The organism is Yoonia sp. BS5-3 (assembly GCF_038069655.2).
Lineage (GTDB): Bacteria > Pseudomonadota > Alphaproteobacteria > Rhodobacterales > Rhodobacteraceae > Yoonia > Yoonia phaeophyticola.
In genome coordinates this window covers 3,061,053-3,077,867 of record NZ_CP150951.2, presented here as the reverse complement: position 1 = coordinate 3,077,867, position 16,815 = coordinate 3,061,053, and the positions used below count along the sequence as shown (strand labels likewise).

General features: G+C 56.4%; 19 protein-coding genes. 14 read left to right on the top strand and 5 right to left on the bottom strand.

The features are described 5' to 3' along the window. Window positions 1–12: 12 nt before the first annotated feature. On the bottom strand, window positions 13–780 hold the full coding sequence (locus AABB29_RS15640; RefSeq protein ID WP_341366025.1) for a DUF2182 domain-containing protein: 768 nt from the start codon (window positions 778–780) through the stop codon (window positions 13–15). Between the two features lie 68 nt (window positions 781–848). Here AABB29_RS15640 and AABB29_RS15635 point away from each other — a divergent pair, with 68 nt between their 5' ends. After that, window positions 849–1,583 (top strand): FadR/GntR family transcriptional regulator, encoded by a 735-nt coding sequence (locus tag AABB29_RS15635; protein ID WP_341366026.1) that lies wholly within the window; start codon window positions 849–851, stop codon window positions 1,581–1,583. A gap of 27 nt (window positions 1,584–1,610) precedes the next feature. On the opposite strand, the gene AABB29_RS15630 is transcribed toward AABB29_RS15635, so the two are convergent. Beyond that, the gene (locus AABB29_RS15630; protein ID WP_341366027.1) at window positions 1,611–1,982 is read right to left on the bottom strand and encodes a MerR family transcriptional regulator; all 372 of its coding nucleotides are present in this window, start codon (window positions 1,980–1,982) and stop codon (window positions 1,611–1,613) included. 102 nt (window positions 1,983–2,084) lie between these two features. Next, on the bottom strand, window positions 2,085–2,849 hold the full coding sequence (locus AABB29_RS15625; protein WP_341366028.1) for an SDR family oxidoreductase: 765 nt from the start codon (window positions 2,847–2,849) through the stop codon (window positions 2,085–2,087). Window positions 2,850–3,072: 223 nt separating this feature from the next. Between AABB29_RS15625 and AABB29_RS15620 the strand changes: the two genes are divergently transcribed. Continuing rightward, window positions 3,073–4,113, top strand: coding sequence for an ABC transporter substrate-binding protein (locus tag AABB29_RS15620; protein ID WP_341366029.1), 1,041 nt, complete (start codon window positions 3,073–3,075; stop codon window positions 4,111–4,113). Window positions 4,114–4,199: 86 nt separating this feature from the next. Here AABB29_RS15620 and AABB29_RS15615 read toward each other — a convergent pair whose 3' ends face one another. Further along, window positions 4,200–5,210, bottom strand: a complete 1,011-nt coding sequence (locus AABB29_RS15615; protein WP_341366030.1) for a hypothetical protein — start codon at window positions 5,208–5,210, stop codon at window positions 4,200–4,202. Window positions 5,211–5,416: 206 nt separating this feature from the next. Between AABB29_RS15615 and AABB29_RS15610 the strand changes: the two genes are divergently transcribed. The 3 genes from AABB29_RS15610 (at window position 5,417) to AABB29_RS15600 (ending at window position 6,985) form a co-directional block, all read left to right on the top strand. Beyond that, window positions 5,417–5,758, top strand: coding sequence for a hypothetical protein (locus AABB29_RS15610; RefSeq protein ID WP_341366031.1), 342 nt, complete (start codon window positions 5,417–5,419; stop codon window positions 5,756–5,758). Window positions 5,759–5,835: 77 nt separating this feature from the next. Further along, on the top strand, window positions 5,836–6,324 hold the full coding sequence (locus AABB29_RS15605) for a copper chaperone PCu(A)C (protein WP_341366032.1): 489 nt from the start codon (window positions 5,836–5,838) through the stop codon (window positions 6,322–6,324). Window positions 6,325–6,379: 55 nt separating this feature from the next. Beyond that, on the top strand, window positions 6,380–6,985 hold the full coding sequence (locus AABB29_RS15600; RefSeq protein WP_341366033.1) for an SCO family protein: 606 nt from the start codon (window positions 6,380–6,382) through the stop codon (window positions 6,983–6,985). Window positions 6,986–7,042: 57 nt separating this feature from the next. Here AABB29_RS15600 and AABB29_RS15595 read toward each other — a convergent pair whose 3' ends face one another. Next, window positions 7,043–8,746: a hypothetical protein gene (locus AABB29_RS15595; protein ID WP_341366034.1), complete on the bottom strand. Its 1,704-nt coding sequence runs from the start codon at window positions 8,744–8,746 to the stop codon at window positions 7,043–7,045. A 139-nt stretch (window positions 8,747–8,885) separates the two neighbouring features. On the opposite strand from AABB29_RS15595, the gene AABB29_RS15590 reads away from it, so the two are divergent. The 9 genes from AABB29_RS15590 to AABB29_RS15550 all read left to right on the top strand — a co-directional run bounded on the left by AABB29_RS15590 (window position 8,886) and on the right by AABB29_RS15550 (window position 16,813). Beyond that, window positions 8,886–9,230 (top strand): DUF4345 family protein, encoded by a 345-nt coding sequence (locus AABB29_RS15590; protein WP_341366035.1) that lies wholly within the window; start codon window positions 8,886–8,888, stop codon window positions 9,228–9,230. 433 nt (window positions 9,231–9,663) lie between these two features. After that, window positions 9,664–10,254 (top strand): DUF4255 domain-containing protein, encoded by a 591-nt coding sequence (locus AABB29_RS15585; protein ID WP_341366036.1) that lies wholly within the window; start codon window positions 9,664–9,666, stop codon window positions 10,252–10,254. Continuing rightward, window positions 10,251–10,997, top strand: coding sequence for a hypothetical protein (locus tag AABB29_RS15580; RefSeq protein ID WP_341366037.1), 747 nt, complete (start codon window positions 10,251–10,253; stop codon window positions 10,995–10,997). Before AABB29_RS15585 ends, AABB29_RS15580 begins: the two co-directional genes overlap by 4 nt. 13 nt (window positions 10,998–11,010) lie before the next feature. Next, the gene (locus AABB29_RS15575; RefSeq protein WP_341366038.1) at window positions 11,011–13,224 is read left to right on the top strand and encodes a cadherin-like domain-containing protein; all 2,214 of its coding nucleotides are present in this window, start codon (window positions 11,011–11,013) and stop codon (window positions 13,222–13,224) included. A gap of 20 nt (window positions 13,225–13,244) precedes the next feature. Further along, window positions 13,245–13,703, top strand: coding sequence for a phage tail protein (locus tag AABB29_RS15570; protein ID WP_341366039.1), 459 nt, complete (start codon window positions 13,245–13,247; stop codon window positions 13,701–13,703). A 4-nt stretch (window positions 13,704–13,707) separates the two neighbouring features. Further along, a complete protein-coding gene (locus AABB29_RS15565; protein WP_341366040.1) occupies window positions 13,708–14,163 on the top strand; it encodes a phage tail protein in 456 nt (151 codons plus the stop codon). Then, window positions 14,160–14,345, top strand: coding sequence for a hypothetical protein (locus tag AABB29_RS15560; protein WP_341366041.1), 186 nt, complete (start codon window positions 14,160–14,162; stop codon window positions 14,343–14,345). The genes AABB29_RS15565 and AABB29_RS15560 overlap by 4 nt, the downstream gene beginning before the upstream one ends. Beyond that, window positions 14,345–15,031, top strand: coding sequence for a peptidoglycan-binding protein (locus tag AABB29_RS15555; protein ID WP_373636614.1), 687 nt, complete (start codon window positions 14,345–14,347; stop codon window positions 15,029–15,031). The genes AABB29_RS15560 and AABB29_RS15555 overlap by 1 nt, the downstream gene beginning before the upstream one ends. 3 nt (window positions 15,032–15,034) lie before the next feature. Then, window positions 15,035–16,813, top strand: coding sequence for a phage baseplate assembly protein V (locus AABB29_RS15550; RefSeq protein ID WP_341366043.1), 1,779 nt, complete (start codon window positions 15,035–15,037; stop codon window positions 16,811–16,813). The last annotated feature ends 2 nt before the right edge of the window (window positions 16,814–16,815 follow it).

Below are 16,815 nucleotides of genomic sequence, written 5' to 3'. Positions count from 1 at the left end.
TCGTACCTTTCCTTATAAAATCACCAAAGCCAAACCCGCTGCAATTAACAGCACCCCGGTTGGCTTAATCACATGATGCCCAATGTCGGGCAGTTTTTCGAAAATCATCAACAGCGTGGCCAGACCCATCCATAACAGGCTCATCACGCCACCTACAAAACCAAGTGCCATGAAGCCCCAGCAGCACACCACACAAAACGCACCAAGGCCCAGCCCCATACGCAAGCCACCACCAAATCCGGTTTTCCAATGGCCCAAGAAGTAGGTCATCGGGGCATGGCAAACGCCATGGCACACCTCTTTGATACGGGTAAATTGAAACGCCCCAACAATAATCAATAACAGCGCAGACAGCCAAATCTCGGCGACCCCCATCATATTGATAAATCCACCATAGAGTAGGACAAGCTGTACGCCCGCGATCACGGCTGCAAACCCGACCCAAACAATGAAATAACCAAGCACTAAACCACACCATCCGGCACGGCTGCCCTCTGCACTCACGATCAGGCGTTCATAGGTCGTCAGCGTCGGCACCAGCGTCGGCAACATCATCGCAGCCATCATAATCGCCCACATTGCAAACAGCGGACCAAAACGCGCCATGGGCATAGTCATCGACGTGCGGGGGTACATTTCCGCCATTTCCTGCTCGATCAAATTAGGGCGGCCCAGCAAGTCCAGATTCATATCCACGGCCATGACATACATCATCCACCACGCAGCCAGAATGGCCCCGAAAAAGGCCAACCACAGAGATGAGCGGATCAAATGCGGCACCGGGGCGTCCTCCCAAACGCGACTCAAGACTTGCGCAATGATATGTCAGACGTTTAATTGTCTGACAAATGAAAATTGACCCCTCAAACCCCGCAGACCTTTCTGCGCAAATCGCCAAGGCAATCCGCGACGCGATCATCTCGGGCGCGTTGCCGGTTGACGAACGCCTGCCATCCGAGGCCGAACTGGCCGAGCAATTCGACGTCTCGCGCCCCACCGTGCGCGAAGCGCTGAAACGGCTGGCCGCGCAATCCTTGATCCGCACCCAGCGCGGGGCCACGGGCGGGGCCTTTGTGAACCGCCTGCGCTTTGAAGAGGCATATGGCCAGCAAATCACCACCTCGACCCTGCTATTATCGATGAATGATGTCAGTTTCGCCACGGCATGCGAGGCGCGTTACGCGCTTGAACGGGCCTGCGCGCCCTACTCGGCCCAAAGGCGGACGGCCGATCATTTGGCGACAATGCGGGCCGAGGCACATCGTCAGGCGCAACCGGGCCTGACGGATGAAGCCTTTTGCGCCTCAGATGTGGCCTTTCACCGGGCATTGGTCGATGCGGCGGGCAACCCGGTCTTGTCCTATCAACTGGCGGGGGCGGTCGAGGCGATGCAACCCTTGATGAACATGATTACCTTCGGGGCACGGGACCGGGAAAAGATCGTCGCGCTGCACACGCAAATCGCCGACGCAATCGCGGCCTCAGACGGGCAAGCAACGGCCACGGCCCTGACGGCGCTGGAAGAAGAAACGCAAAACCTTGCGCAAAGCGTCTTTGCAGCGCGGGCCGAAAAAACCAAGTAGCGGGTGATCACAAGACAATACGGTGGGTCAATCCTGCGACGCAGCAACAAGGGGCGCCCTTTGCAAATCTTCAATGCGATCAAGCACAGACTGGCGGCGTGCGTGCAGGTCAGACATGAGGCGGTCAATATGCGCCAGCTTCGCGACCATCTTTTCAATACCTCCTTCGCACGGGCCGTCGGCATCATCTGATAGGCACGCGCGCATGGCACGAATTTCGCGGGTCGAAAAACCAGATGCAATGAAGTCACGAATACGGCGCGCACGGCGCAGATCCGCTGCGCCGTAGCTGCGGTATCCATTCACCAAACGGGCGACATCCATCAGACCTTCTTTTTCATAATGGCGCAAAATGCGCGGTGTAATGCCCAGATGGGCAGCTGCCTCTTTCGCCTGCATATTGATCCCTCTCCGCTTCGACCGATCCTATATGGAAACGCAGTCAAAGGGCATCAAGGGAGCCAGGCGAAGGTTGCCCATTCGCCCAGCCAAAGTGCTGCGTCAAATTCGCTGTGACCAACCACCATCGACAGCAATAACCTGCCCCGTCAACCACGCGTTTTCGGCACTTCCCAAACGCAAGATCCACGGGACAATGTCACCTGTCATGCCCCGGCGGCCTAATGGAACTTCTGCCGCTTCTTGCTGCTCGATCTGCTGGGCCATCTGATCAGGCAACCCCATCATCCCGGTCAAAGCGCCGGTCTTGACGGGCCCAGGGGCCACAGCGTTCACACGGATACCATCACCGGCCAATTCGATGGCCCATGATCTGGTCAACTGATCCAATGCAGCCTTGGTCGCTGTGTAATGCGCCATCATCGGCGCTGACATGCGGGACGCAGCTGTGCCAACGTTCACCACAGCACCTTTGCTTTCGCGCAAAGCGGCAAGGCCCGCTTTTAACAACAGCGACGGGGCCGCGATGTTAACCGCCGCCATTTTCATGATGATATCAGCATCATAGGCGGGGATCGGCAAAGGCTGGCCCGCGCCCGCATTATTCACGATCAGGTCCAGACGGCCCCAGCGATCGGTGGCCGCCTGGACAATGCGGGCGGCATTGTGAGGGTCAGCACTGTCGACCTGCAAGGGCTCGATGGTATCACTGTCTGCAGCCACGCGGGACAGCTTGTCAGGGTCACGCCCGGTGATCAGCACGCGCGCACCTTCCAGGGCAAGCGCATGTGCTGTCGCCGCGCCGATACCTGCGCTACCGCCGGTCACAATCGCGACCTTATCTTGCCAAAGGTTGTTTTGTGTCATGTCGTCTTTTTCCTATCTAAAACCTGTGCATCATCGTGACGCAGCGCCAGCCTTAACGGTTTGACGCTAGTGTCAGGGTCAAGTCACTTTTTTGCTGTTCGATCAGAGACGGATGGTCTGCGCGGATGGCTGCAAAACCTAACGATACTCTGGCATTTTCCCCTTGCCGCCGCGATGCAGCAATTCTAGCTTGCCCGTCAAAGCGTAATCGGGAGACCCTATCATGAATCGCACCACGTATCTTGGGGCTGTATCAGTCCTCGTCCTGACCACCGCAGCGACGGCCCAGGACGCAGACCTTTTGGTCTTTGACTATTCGGGCTTTGAAGACCCTGCATTTCACCAAGATTATATCGCAGCCCATGGGGATAGCCCGACTTTTTCCTTTTTCGGGGATGAGGATGAGGCGTTCCAGAAAATCCGCGCCGGTTTCGCCGCTGATGTGACACATATCTGCGCAGGCTCGGTCAGCAAATGGACCGAAAGCGGCATTATCGAACCTTGGGACACCGCCAGAATCCCCGCCTATGCGGATCTGGACAGCAATTTGACCGGCACCGATGTCGGCGGCGATGGCACCTATTTTATCCCAACCGATTTCGGCTCAACCGCGATCGCCTATAACCCAGATCAGGTCCCGGCCGAGGACGTGGCCAGCCTGAACGTCTTCACAAACCCCGCCTATGCGGGGCGGCTGACACTGCCGGACAATGTGGATGACGCCTATGCGCTGGCTTATCTGGCAACCGGCGTTGATAACTGGACCACCGCCACGGATGCACAATTCGAAGCGGCCTCAGACTGGCTGCGCGCGGTGCATCCGAACCTGCGGACCTACTGGACGGATCCGGCAGAACTGGCGCAATTGCTGGCATCGGGTGAGATCTTGGTCAGCTGGGCCTGGAACGAAACCTATCCGACAATGGTGGAAGAAGGTCGGCCCATCGCCTTTCAACGCGAAGCCGCCGAGGGATCATCGCTCTGGCTTTGCGGATATGTGAACATGGCCAAAGGGCAAGGCAGCGAAGACAAGGCCTATGATTATATCAACGCCATGCTGGCCGAAAGTTCGGTCCTGCCGCTGCTTGATGCAGGCTATGGGTCCTCCAATGCGGCCGCGCTGACATCCGAAGTGACCGCCGACGACCTCGAAGCGTCCGGGCTTGGGGTGATTGACGTGCCTGTTTTGGCGCAATTGCCAATGAGCAATGAACTGCGCGAGCGGCAGGCGGAAACCTTTGAGCTGATCAAAGCCGGTTTCTAAGGGACGCTTTCGTTTCATGCGCCTTTGGCGCAAAGGGCCCTCACATCAGACTTTGATGAGAGGGCCCTTTTTTCTACGGCGCAGTGTTATACCTCGGACCCATCATCCTCTTGGTCGCCCCAGTATTTCTTAAGATCGTATTCTTCACCGGCATGCGCCTTGTCCCAAAACTGCTCCGACTCGTCATTGGCATCAGCGTACAAAAATGCATCCAGCTCCATACTATCCCGCCTACGCTCAGCGGCAGCGGCTGCATCATCCGATCTCACCTGCACAGTTCCATCAGTGACCGGAGTTTCGGCAGCTGGCGGATCAAATTGTTGCAAAAGCTTACTTCTGATTTCCAGCGGTGGTTTTGCTGAACCATCTTGTTCCAGCTGAACTGGCTCTGTATCGCCCTGGGCTTCGCTTGACAAACTCGGATGTTCACTGGCCTGTTCTTGCATTCTCAAAAGAGTGGCCATGTTAAGTCGCGGCGCCCCATCTGTCCTGCGTTGCGTAGCATCGGCAGCGCCTGCATGATCTGATGTCACCTCCGCAGTTTCATCAGTGACCGGAGTTTCGGCAGCCGGCGGATCAAATTGTTGCAAGAGCTTACTTCTGATTTCCAGTGCTGGTTTCGCTGAACCACCTGTCCCGCGCTGCGCAGCATCGTCGTTGTTGCCCGCGCCTGCCGTATCCGAATCCTCAGATGTTTCCGAATCTTCGAAAAGAAGTTTGGTCCATTTTACTGTACTACTTTCAGAAATACTCCCGTCTGACGAATAGAAATCTGAAAACCGGGGGCCCTGCCGCTGTTGGGCCGACGGCAACTCCGAAGATGCGGTCGGCTTTTTGCCGGAAAAATTTGCGGTAAAGCGGTTATAGGCACTGCGAGCCTGTGATATCAAACCCGAGACTTTTGCACGAACACTTGCAGGCTTCTTGCCTTCATGGACCGACATAGCCTGCCCCGCCAGGCGATTTGCTTCCCCATCAACACTATCCGCGCCCGTCACGCTCCCAGGCGGCTGGCTCGGGACCGACGAACGGGTATTGGTTAAGCGCTCTGACATTTTTGTGTTCCTTCCGATAATGATGCGTGTTGCGATCATCATAGGCGCGCTCTTGGACCGGGCTGTCTCATTTAACACTGAATGGCGACGGAAATGCGCAATTCATGTCTGCGTCCCTTTGCCCCACAAGGGCCTTTCGGATACAAGCGGCATTGATTGCGCAACCTGACATGATAAATCCATCCGAAGGTACCCCGCCACATAAGTCGGGCCTTGACCCATCACCGCCGAAAGATCAAACGCACCACATGATATCCCGCTGGATCATATCTGCCGCTTTGCTGGTTGCCCTAGCGCTGACCAGCTGGGGGCATCACATGCTGCCACCGGGTAAACAGGCCCAGCTTGAGGCATATGTGCTGGCCGGTGGCGATCTGGGCGCGCTTTGCACGGATGGGACCGGTCCGGCAGGCATCCACAAAGAATGCCCGGCCTGCGTGATCAGCCAAGGCTGCGCCCTGCCCGGCATGGCAATTGCGGCCCGGCAGATCGGGCAAAGCATTGCAACAAGGGGCAAGATCACAGCGGTGGAGCTGAAAACCGCCGCAGCCTATGCGCCGCACGCAGCCCGCGCGCCCCCTTTCGTCTGATCGACCCAAACCGATCTCAGACTGCCTGCAGATATGAAACGATGCAGGCCTATCCTTCATGACGAAAGACACATGTAATGACACGTACATCCTTCGCGCTGGCCGCATTTTGCGCGCTCAGCCAACCGGCCTTTGCCGATCCAGCCCTGCAAATCAATCAGGTCAAGGCCTTTGAAACCGCGCCCTCTGCGATGGCAGGCGGCGGCTTTATGGAGATCACCAATACGGGCGATAGCGACGACAAGCTGATCGGCGTTTTGGCCGATTTCCCCCGGGTCGAAATCCACACGACCGAATTCAACAGCGAAGGCGTCGCCCGGATGGTGCATCTGGAAGACGGGATCAGCATTCCAGCAGGTGAAACGGTAACATTGGCGCCCGGCGGGCAGCATGTAATGTTCATGGGGCTGCGGGATGCGCCGTTTGTGGCAGGCGAAACGGTCGATGCGACGCTGATCTTTGAGGTCTCAGGCGAGGTGCCAATCAGCTTTGACATCGTCACGCGGGACATAGACGGGCATGATCACAGCGGGCACGACGATCATAGCGGCCATGACGGGCATTAACCTTTTCCGGGCGGTGCAAATCAGGCGCCGCCCCCTTTTTTGACGGAGATTGATCATGAAACATGTCATCTTTGGTGTGACAACTTTGGCCGCAGCTGCCGGGCTTGGGCTTTATGCCTGGCAAACGCAAAGCGCTGGCGCACATCCATGTGGCGATACAGCCGTTGCAGGGTCGGCCATCGGCGGGCCGTTCGAATTGGTTTCGGAAACCGGTGAAACGGTGACGGATGTTGACGTTATCACCAAGCCAACGCTGGTCTATTTCGGCTATACATTCTGCCCCGATGTGTGCCCGCTTGATACGGCGCGAAACGCGGCGGCAGCCTATATGCTGGCAGATGAAGGGATCGATATCGGGACGGTCTTCATTACTGTTGATCCCCCACGGGATACGGTCGAAGTGGTTCGCGACTTCACCGATAATTTCCACGAGGATATGATCGGGCTGACAGGCAGCGCCGAACAGGTTGACGCGGCATCAAAGGCCTATCGGACCTATTACCGGGCCCATGATGACGATCCAGACTACTATCTGGTCGATCACAGCACGCAAACCTATCTGATGTTCCCTGAAACCGGGTTCGCGACATTCTTCAAACGGGAAAGTACGGCCGAGCAGATCGCCGAAATCACATCCTGCTTTATCGACCAGTTGGCCTGAAACAAAAAGCCGCCCGGTGCAAACCGGGCGGCAAACAAAAGGTCACGGCATAGCCTGTCACTCTTCGGCGACTGTATCGGCAATCGAAAACCCGCCGTTTTCATCAAAGATCGCGGTTTTGCGCAGAATATCATCTTCTGCAAGTGGGACGACGCTCTCAATCATACCGCGCAATATGGTCATGTCGCGGTCCTCCATCAGGCCCGAACCAACCAGATTATCAAGCAGACTGTTCAGCCCCATCAGCTCAAACACGATTTCCCCACTTGGTTGCGGAAAACCGGCGGCCGTGTTCGTGTCAGACGGATCAAAAGTCAGATCTACCTCAGCCTCCAAAGCGGTCCCTGGGCCGGACAGTAAAATATCCGGCAAACCAGGCAAGGCAGCAGCTGAACGAATGGAATGAAGCCTGATTGCACGAGGATCCAAAGACGCAATCCACTGAAAATTATTGCGACCAAACATATCGACCAGCAGTTCGGCGGTTCCTTCAAGTCGCGCGTACGCGTTAATGGGACCACGCTCCCAAGCGCCGGAAGGATCAAACACGGCCCAACCATTTTCATCAAGTTCCAACTCGTTCAAAATGAAACGCATCTCAAACGGTTCCGGTTCCTCCGTGCGGCCAAACGGTATCGAAAGGAACACGGACAGACGATCGAGTTGGGATTGATATGGAAACGGCCCGCGCCCCATATGCTGTAACGGCTCCCCTTGCCTGCTGCGGGCGCCCTGTAGGCTATATGAAACAGTTAGTCGATCACGGTCAGCAGAAAACTCAAAACCGGGATGGATACTTTCAAAAGATGAACGCGCATAACCGTTGTCGGAATTATTCATTTCAATATCGTAAGAAAGCCGATGCGCCCTTAATTCAGTCGTGAAATCCAGAAAGCCACTTGATATTTGGTCACGCATTCCTTGACTATTTGAAAGTTGCAGTGTCATCAGTTGCAGTGGCAAGAGAGCGCCCGACACCACGATTTCCTCCTGTCGAACATCGAAAGTGCCCAAGTTCGCTGAGAAACTGAGGTTGTCTAGATTTACGCTACCGACCACGAATTGATGGTCGCGACCACTAATATCGAAGTCTGCATTTACAGCACCGGCGCTCAACTCAATAACATGTTGAGCTAACTTCAAGGTATCATCCTGCGCTCCGGCTATATCTATGGGGGCCGAAATCGTATAACTAATGTCTAGATCTCGGAACGATAAGCCAAGACTGGCAAGTTCATCATGACCGGGACCGTCAATTGAGGCACTGTCGGCAGTTAGGCGATAGGTTGGATATGCGTCGAAATCTTCGACCGTCAGCATCAGACCGCTTGAAAAGACGCTGTACAGATCCGGTTGCCGAGCCGACGCACGTTCATGATGACTGATCAGAAACTGCGTCGGCAATTGAATAGACACATCGCCCTGCTCATTCTGCGCAATCGTGATTTCATCGATCAGCATCACTGCCTTGCCGCGCCCCATTTTCACTTCAAGCTCAAGGGCACGGATAATGACACTTCCGTCAGCCTGATCTTCACGTTCAAAGCTGTGGATCGTTCCCAGTGCGCGATCTACCGATGGCACTTCACTGCTATCTAACTTGCTCAGATAGTTGGGTAGGAACAGGCTGCTGGCCTCCTCCCAAATTTGCTCTGCGCTCGTCTGCGCAGTAGCGGTGTGCGTCAAACCAAATACCAAAGCACAACTTAAACACGATGTCGCTAATAGGTTCATTTTTCGGGCCTTTTTGAATAAATGCATGCCTGCCCCTAGAAAAACGTCCCTTGTTATTCAATAACAATCGCGCCGCCGCCATGCGTTTGTCAGGAAAATGCAAAAGTCTCTTGATGTCCGCCCGCCCTGCCCCAGTTTTTAGGGCAGAGCAGCGCAGGAAGGCCCCATGGACATCATCAACTTCATCTTCGCCGCGCTCAGCATTGCGCTGGGCTGTTTTGGCTGGTTGGCACCGCGTTACACGATGGGCGCTCTTGATCTTTCGCCGGGACCAACGACGATGGGTATGTCAGAAATCCGCGCCTCGGTTGGCGCATTATTTGTCGGCATGGGCATCGGCGCGTTGATCCTGGGCAGCACTGACGCCTATCTGATGCTTGGGTTCTGTTGGTGCGGCGCAGCGGTCGGGCGGCTCACATCGCTGGTTTTGGACGGAATGTCACAGCGCAAATTCATCTTTTTCGCGGTCGAGGCCGGTGTCGGGATCGCAGCCATCGCCCTGCACGCATAAGCGGGCGGTGTACATACAGCATCTGTACAGTTTCTGTACGCGATCCATATCCCTAAACCTAGGTTTTTCACCGCGCAAAAACGTTCAGAACGGTTGGGCAAGATCGGCCTAAAAACCTGATCAACCCGACTCGCCCTATAGATGAAATTCAGGCATATTATTGTGCTTCAGTGCTGCACGTCACATTAACAGTACAGCGTTACATACTGTTATTACTAAATTTATTAAATTTCAGAAAACAGCTCTTGCCAAGCCACTCAGTGCTGTGCCTAGCTTAACGCAGGGGCAACCTCTTTTCATATTTTGTATTTTTTTGCCCCCAAAAGACAGACGCCACTCTCGTTTGTTGTTCCGAATGTAAAACGAAAACAGGGGGCCGCATGGCCACTCGACTCTACACGCGTGTCCGCAAGTTTTTTGGCGGGGTGTTTTGGTGATTGATGCTGCTTTGTCATTGACCGCCGAGCGCTTGAATGGGCATTTGGCCGGCCGGTTTGAGGCGGCTGAGGATCTCGTGGTTCTCGCGCCGCTCACCGATTCCGATCGGAAACCATCGGATATCTCACGCAATCGTCTGGCCCTGTTTGTCACCAATATCGCAGAAGATCCGATGCCCCGCCAAAATCGGGGCCGCGCTGCATCAGTCATGGGACGTACGGCGGATGCCCCGCCATTGCATTTGGATATCTACGCCATGCTGGCGGCCAACCACGATCCGAACATCTACACCGAAGGGCTGAAAATGCTGTCTGCGGCGCTGATGTTTTTTCAAACCTACCCGGTAATGACCCCACAAAACACGCCCCAGATGCCGCGCGACATGCAGCAACTGTCCTTTGAGATCAGCAATCTTCGCCCCGAAGAAATGGGCCAGATGTGGGGCAACCTGGGCGGGCGCTATGTGCCTTCTGTCATGTTCAAGATCCGCACAATCACCCTGTCAAGCGGCGCCATCAAGTCGATCAAACCGACAATCCGCAAACCATCCGCAGGCGTTGCACCCGCAAGGGAAACCACCACATGAGCCACCGGATCGCCCTTTCGTTTCAAATCGCCCATGACTACTGGGGCGATGAAACTGTGCCGCTAAAAATTTTTCCAAGCGACCCGCACGCATTGGCAATGGCCGGAGTATTGGCCAAGCGCAGCCCGGCCCGCATTGATCTGATTGCGGACGACGATGTCTTTGATAACAATCAGATAATCACCGTCGATGTCACCAGCGCAGACACCGATATTCTGGCGCTGACCGATGGACAGGATTGGGGCCGCACACCGCATCTCGACCTGAGCGGGATGACGGAAAATACCGATATCGCCCTGGTTGATGTGCCAATTCTCACAGACGCGCCGCGCCTTCCTGGTGATCCTTTACTGCGTGTTAACCTGCCTGTCGCGGCGGAGGGCACGGGTCTGATCACACTGCGACTGACTGCGGTGGCGACGCTTTGGGCCTACTACGTGACAGGCAGCAAGGGAGGGGTGGATTTGCAAGTTATTGATCAAAATAACAACGCCACATTTGAAGATCTGGGCCAAAGCCCATTGCCTGATGGCGCGCTGGCGCGGGTCTTTCGATCAACCCAAGCGATCCCGCTGCGTTATCGGCCGGATGCGCGCTTTACGCTTGAGGCCCTTCAGGCCCCTCCGTTTGATCCGATTACGCTGATCCCAGTGCTGCCCGCAGCCGGGGTCCATCTGCGCCGCGCCGCTGATCCGGCTGCGCGCGCGCCCTTGCAATCCGACATTTTCGTCAGCCTATGGTAAAGGAGAAGTCCCCATGGTCATGAAGACCCCCGGCGTCTACATCGTCGAAAAAAGCGCATTCCCAAATTCGGTGGTGCAAGTCGCGACGGCCGTGCCGGCCTTTATCGGCTATACGCAGAAAGCGCTGAATGGGAATGTGTCCCTGCATATGGCGCCCAAGCGCATCACATCGATGGGCGAGTTCATCACCTATTTCGGCGGCCCGCCCGAACCGATGTTCGACATTGTCGGCTACAAAGATCACGAAGGCACCTCGCCCCTCTCCGCAGATGGCGTTGGGATGAAAGACAGCCTGCCGCGCGCGGTTTTCACCACCCAGGGACCGCTGGGCCCGGTCAAACATGAGCTGGTCCAGAAAACCCCGGCCTTCAACCTTTATGGGTCGATGAAGCTGTTCTTTGAAAATGGCGGTGGCCCCTGCTACATCGTCTCGATCGGCGAATATATGGTCGATGTGGAAGGCTCAGACACTGGCGAGAAAGAGCATAACGCCATCGACGCGAACGCCATGAAGGCGGCCATTGATGCGTTGAAAAAGGAATCCGAGCCGACCATGGTCGTGATCCCCGAAGCGACCCGGCTTGCGCGCCAGGATTGCGTTTCGGTGCAGCAAAAAATGCTGTCCCACTGCGGGCTTGAGATGCGCAACCGCTTTGCGATCCTTGACGTGTTTGGCGGGCATCTGCCGCAGGGTGGCCCGATGGGCAACCCGGTTGCCGCCTTCCGCAGTGATATCGGGATCAACCAGCTGGATTTTGGCGCGGCCTATTATCCATGGGTCAATACCTCGGTCTTTGGGGTGCGCGATGTCACATATGAAAACATCGTCCCCGAGGCCCGCCAAAAGCTGATCAAGCTCTTGAAGATGAGCGTGCCGGGCGACAAGGAACTTGCCGCTGAGATCGAAAAAACCAGCGCCCCGGCCCTGACCGGTGATTTTACGCTGTCACTGACCCCTGGCCTGACGGCACCGATCACCAAGGCCGACATCAATGCCGAGGACGATGATACAAGCGATGACGCGCTGACCTATAGCGTGATTGGTGATGCGGCCAAGATGGGCGGCAAGGTTGTCAAAACCGATGCGCCTGATGCGGCCATCGACAGCTTTACCCAGGAAGAGCTGGAAACCGGTGCGGTCAGTTTTGTCCATGATGGCACCACCAAGGCAGGCAAATTTGCCGTTGTCGTCACAGATGCAAACGGCATCGCCACAGATGCCAGCGAAATCGCGGTTGAGGTTGTGGGCGGCCTGTTGAACCTGTCTGGCGTGCAGCAGCAAACCCCGGTTGAGATCGACGTTGCCGCCGATAATGAAGGGGCCGATCCCGACAGCATCGTGCTGCGTGATGCCACCAGCGATGATGGCAAGACCAAGGACATCGATGGGGTCGGCACCTGGCAGGCAGAAAGCGGTAAAGTGACCTTTACCCCCAATGCCGAATTTGTCGGGGCCGAGGCCAAAGTGGCCTATACCATGACCAAAGATGATGCCCCGCTGCCCTTTGCCGATCTGCGCATTTTGGTCCCTGACAGCCCGCTGGCCGTTGTCAAAACCGACACGCCATCGCCTGCGACGATCGATAAAACGATGCGCGCCGTTGTCCCGCTTTATAACGATGTGATGGAGGCAATGACCAAGCGCCTGAACGCGATGCCGCCCTCTTCGGCGATGGCCGGACTTTACACGATGGTCGACGGCACGCGCGGCGTCTGGAAAGCGCCCGCCAATGTCAGCGTCGGCTCGGTCACCTCGCCCATGGTGAACATCAACCATGAAGAGCAGGAAAACCTGAACGTCTCGACCACCGGCAAATCGATCAACGCGATCCGACCCTTTGTGGGCGAAGGCACCTTGGTCTGGGGCGCGCGGACACTGGACGGCAACAGCCTGGATTGGCGTTACATCAACGTGCGCCGGACGATGATCATGATCGAGGAATCGATCCGCCTGGCCTCCAAAGCCTATGTGTTCGAACCCAATACCGCCCAGACATGGGTGACCATGCGCTCAATGATCGAAAACTTCCTAACCTCGATCTGGAAGCAAGGCGGCCTGGCTGGCGCTGTGCCATCGGACGCGTTCAGTGTGCATGTGGGTCTGGGCGAGACCATGACCCCGGTTGATATCCTTGAGGGGATTTTGCGCATCACCGTTCTGTTGGCCGTCGTGCGCCCTGCGGAATTCATCGAAATCACCTTCCAGCAGCAAATGCAGAAATCATAATCTTTTAAAGGAGTTCACCCATGGCAGAAGATGGTTCCGCCCAATCCGCGTCGATCTGGCCCCTTCCCAAGTTCCACTTTCAGGTGAAATGGGACGACACCGAACTGGCCTTCCAAGAGGTCTCGGGCCTCGATATCGAAACCGAGCCGCTGGAATATCGCGCGGGCAACAACCCGGTGTTTTCGACTTCGAAAATGCCCGGGATGATCAAATCGGGCAATATCACCATGAAGAAAGGCGTGTTCGCCAAGGACAATGCGATCTTTGATTGGTTCAACGAAATCAAGATGAACACAATCACACGCAAGGCTTTGACGATCTCGCTGCTCGATGAGGCCCAGGCCCCGACCATGGTTTGGAAAGTGCAAAATGCCTTTCCGGTCAAGGTGATCGGCACCGATCTGAAAGCAGAAGGTAACGAAGTCGCGGTCGAAAGCATTGAGATCGCCCATGAAGGCTTTGTGATCGAGAACGCCTAAAGTCATGGCCTTTTTTGACCCTCCTGTCGCGTTTCATTTTTCGGTGGTTTTCATTGGGTTCGTCCCGCCAGTCCCCGATATGGCGTTTCAGGAGGTCAGCGGGCTAGAGACATCGCTTGAACTGGAAAGCCTTGAAGAAGGTGGCGAGAACCGGTTTGTGCATCAACTGCCCAAACCGGCCAAGCGTAGCAATCTCAAGCTCAAGCGCGGCATGACAACCGCAGCCAGTGGGCTGGTCCAATGGTGTCGGTCTTCGCTTGAGGGCGGGCTGGCCGAGCCGATCATACCCAAGGATATGACCGTCTCGCTGCTGAATGAAATGCGGATCCCCGTTGCTGTCTGGTCCATTGGCAACGCTTTTCCGGTCAAATGGACCGTCAGCGATCTGGACGCGATGAAAAACGAATTGGCCTTTGAAACCATAGAGTTGGCCTACACGACCTTACAAAGGATGGCATGATGGCAATCGAGATTGGAAGCCTTGTCGTACGCGGCTCATTTGGTCAGGCGCGGCCCAGTGATAGCGGGCTAAGTGAGGCGCAGATCCAAGATCTGGCCAACCGGCTGCGCCGCGAATTTCAAGAGGCGCTGGCCCAGCAGATTGCCGCCTCGGAGCAGCGCATCAAGGAAGGGCTTTTGTAATGTCCAAGATGACCATCACCCGGTGCAGCACCAGCACATCGCAAATCTCGCCTATGAGCGGGGATGGAAATGTCTTTACCACAACGATCAACCCCTCATCCTATAACCGCAAATATGGCACCAAATTCTCCGGGGCCAGCGCCGATCAGGGCGCGGCGATCGGTAAACCTGCGCCGGTGCCAAAATTCTCGGCCTCTGAACCCGAAGAGGTATCGTTCGATCTGACCCTGGATGGCACAGGTGTTGTCCCCGATGCGGCAGGCACCACGGTCGCCGAACAGATCAACAAGCTGCGCGATATCGCCTATGCCTATTCGGGCGAGGAACATGAGCCCGATGCGGTCCAAATCGACTGGGGGGATGAGCTGAAGGCCTTTCAGGGCCGCCTGACCAGCCTTGAGATCGATTATACCTTATTTGATCCTGATGGTGTGCCCTTGCGCGCTGCCATGAAGCTGAAATTCATCGAAGCCCTGACCGAAGCGCAGGTTGCCCTTGAGGCCAATAACCAATCCCCCGATCTGACCCATATCGTTCAGGTCCGCGAGGGCGACACCCTGCCCCTGCTCTGCGAGCGGATTTACAAAGATGTCTCCAAATACCTTGAGGTCGCGCGCTTCAACGATCTTGATAATTTCCGCAATCTGAAGCCGGACACGCTCTTGCGTTTCCCCCCGATGAGATAAGCCATGGCCGATTCACCAATCACTGGCGTTGATGGCCCCTTGGGCGTGATCATCAAGGTCTCTGGCGCTGCCATTGCAGATGATATCGCGGTTGAAACGGTGCGCGTGACAACCGATCTGAACCGCATCCCGCAGGCCCTGATCACCCTTGCTGACGGGGCTGTCGCCACACAGGAATTCCCGCTAACCGATGGCACCGATTTTGAAATCGGCACCGAAATTGAGGCCTTTGCCTTTTTTGGTGGCGGCGCGGAACAGTCGCTGTTCAAAGGCATCATCACCGCCACGCGCCTGCGTCTTTCGGGCGGCGGTGGGTCGCTTGAGCTGACCTGCCGTGACAAGGCGATTTGCCTGACGGATATCCGCAAAACGACAAGCGCGGCGCAGGTCACCGATTCCGATGTGATGTCTACCGTGATTACGGATGCCGGGCTGGTCGCCGATGTGACCACCACCACCGGTGATCCGACCGATATCGTGCAATATGATTGTACCGATTGGGATTTCCTGCGGATGCTGGCGGATCGCAATGGCCAGGTTCTGTCTGTCGATGATGGCACGATCACCAGCGCCGCGCCTGCCCCAAGCACCGGCGCAGTGATGACGCTGACGGCTGGCATGGATATCTTTGATTTTGATTGTAAAATAGACGCAAGATCATTGTTTTCCAGCGCGCAGATCAGCGGCTGGGATCCGGCATCGCAAGCCGCCACAACCGAAACAGAGGACGTCGCTGATGGCGGCAAATGGGGCAACACCCCTTTTACTGATCTGACAGATGCAACTGGCAGCCGCATACACAATATTGCCACGCCTTATGCCGCGGGTCAGGTTGATCTGGCCACCATGGCCAAGGCCCGCGCCCTGCGTCCGCCGCTGGCTGCGATCAGCGGCACTTGCCAATATCCCGGCTCAACCTTGGCCACCCCCGGCGACACGATTGAATTGGCCGGTGTCGGCGAAAGGATGGGTGGAACCGCCTTTGTCTGCGGCATCAGCCATGAGATCAGCGCCGGCAGTTGGAGCACAACCGCCCGGCTAGGGCTGCCGATGGGCTGGCGCAGTGATAGCTTTGGCATGGCAGCACCGGGCGCGGCGGGGCTGACCGCGCCCGTGCAAGGGCTACATGTGGCGACCGTTCTGGGCATCATCGACAGCGGCGGGACAAACCCGATGGCCGATGATGCGATGATCCAGGTCAGCGTGCCCTTGATGGGTGAAACCCCCGCAGAGCTTTGGGCGCGCTATGCCCAGCCCTATGCCACGGCCGGGGCCGGTATCCAGTTTCTGCCAGAGGTCGGCGATGAGGTGATCATCGGATTTCTATCAGCAGACCCCGGTGCCCCTGTTGTTCTGGGCGCGTTACATAGTGGCAGTCTGGCCCGTACCAATGATGCCACCGAAGAAAATGAACTGAAGACCATCACCAGCAAATCCGGCATCCACATCACCTTTGACGATCAAAAGGAAATCCTGACCGCCGAAACCCCTGCCGGGCAATCTATCGTGATCGACGATGAAGCCAGCACCATCACCCTGACGGATGTGACAGGCAATACGATCACCATGGCCGATAGTGGCATGACCATCGCCGCAGAGGGCACGCTGGACATCACCGCCACGCAAAACATCACCATCGCCAGCGATCTGGATGTGGAAATCAGCGGCATGAATGTCAGCGCCAGCGCCGATGTTGAGCTGACCGCCGAAGGCAGCGCCAGCGCCAGTTTCAGCTCATCTGGGCAAACCACGGTCGAAGGCTCGATCGTGATGATCAACTAGAA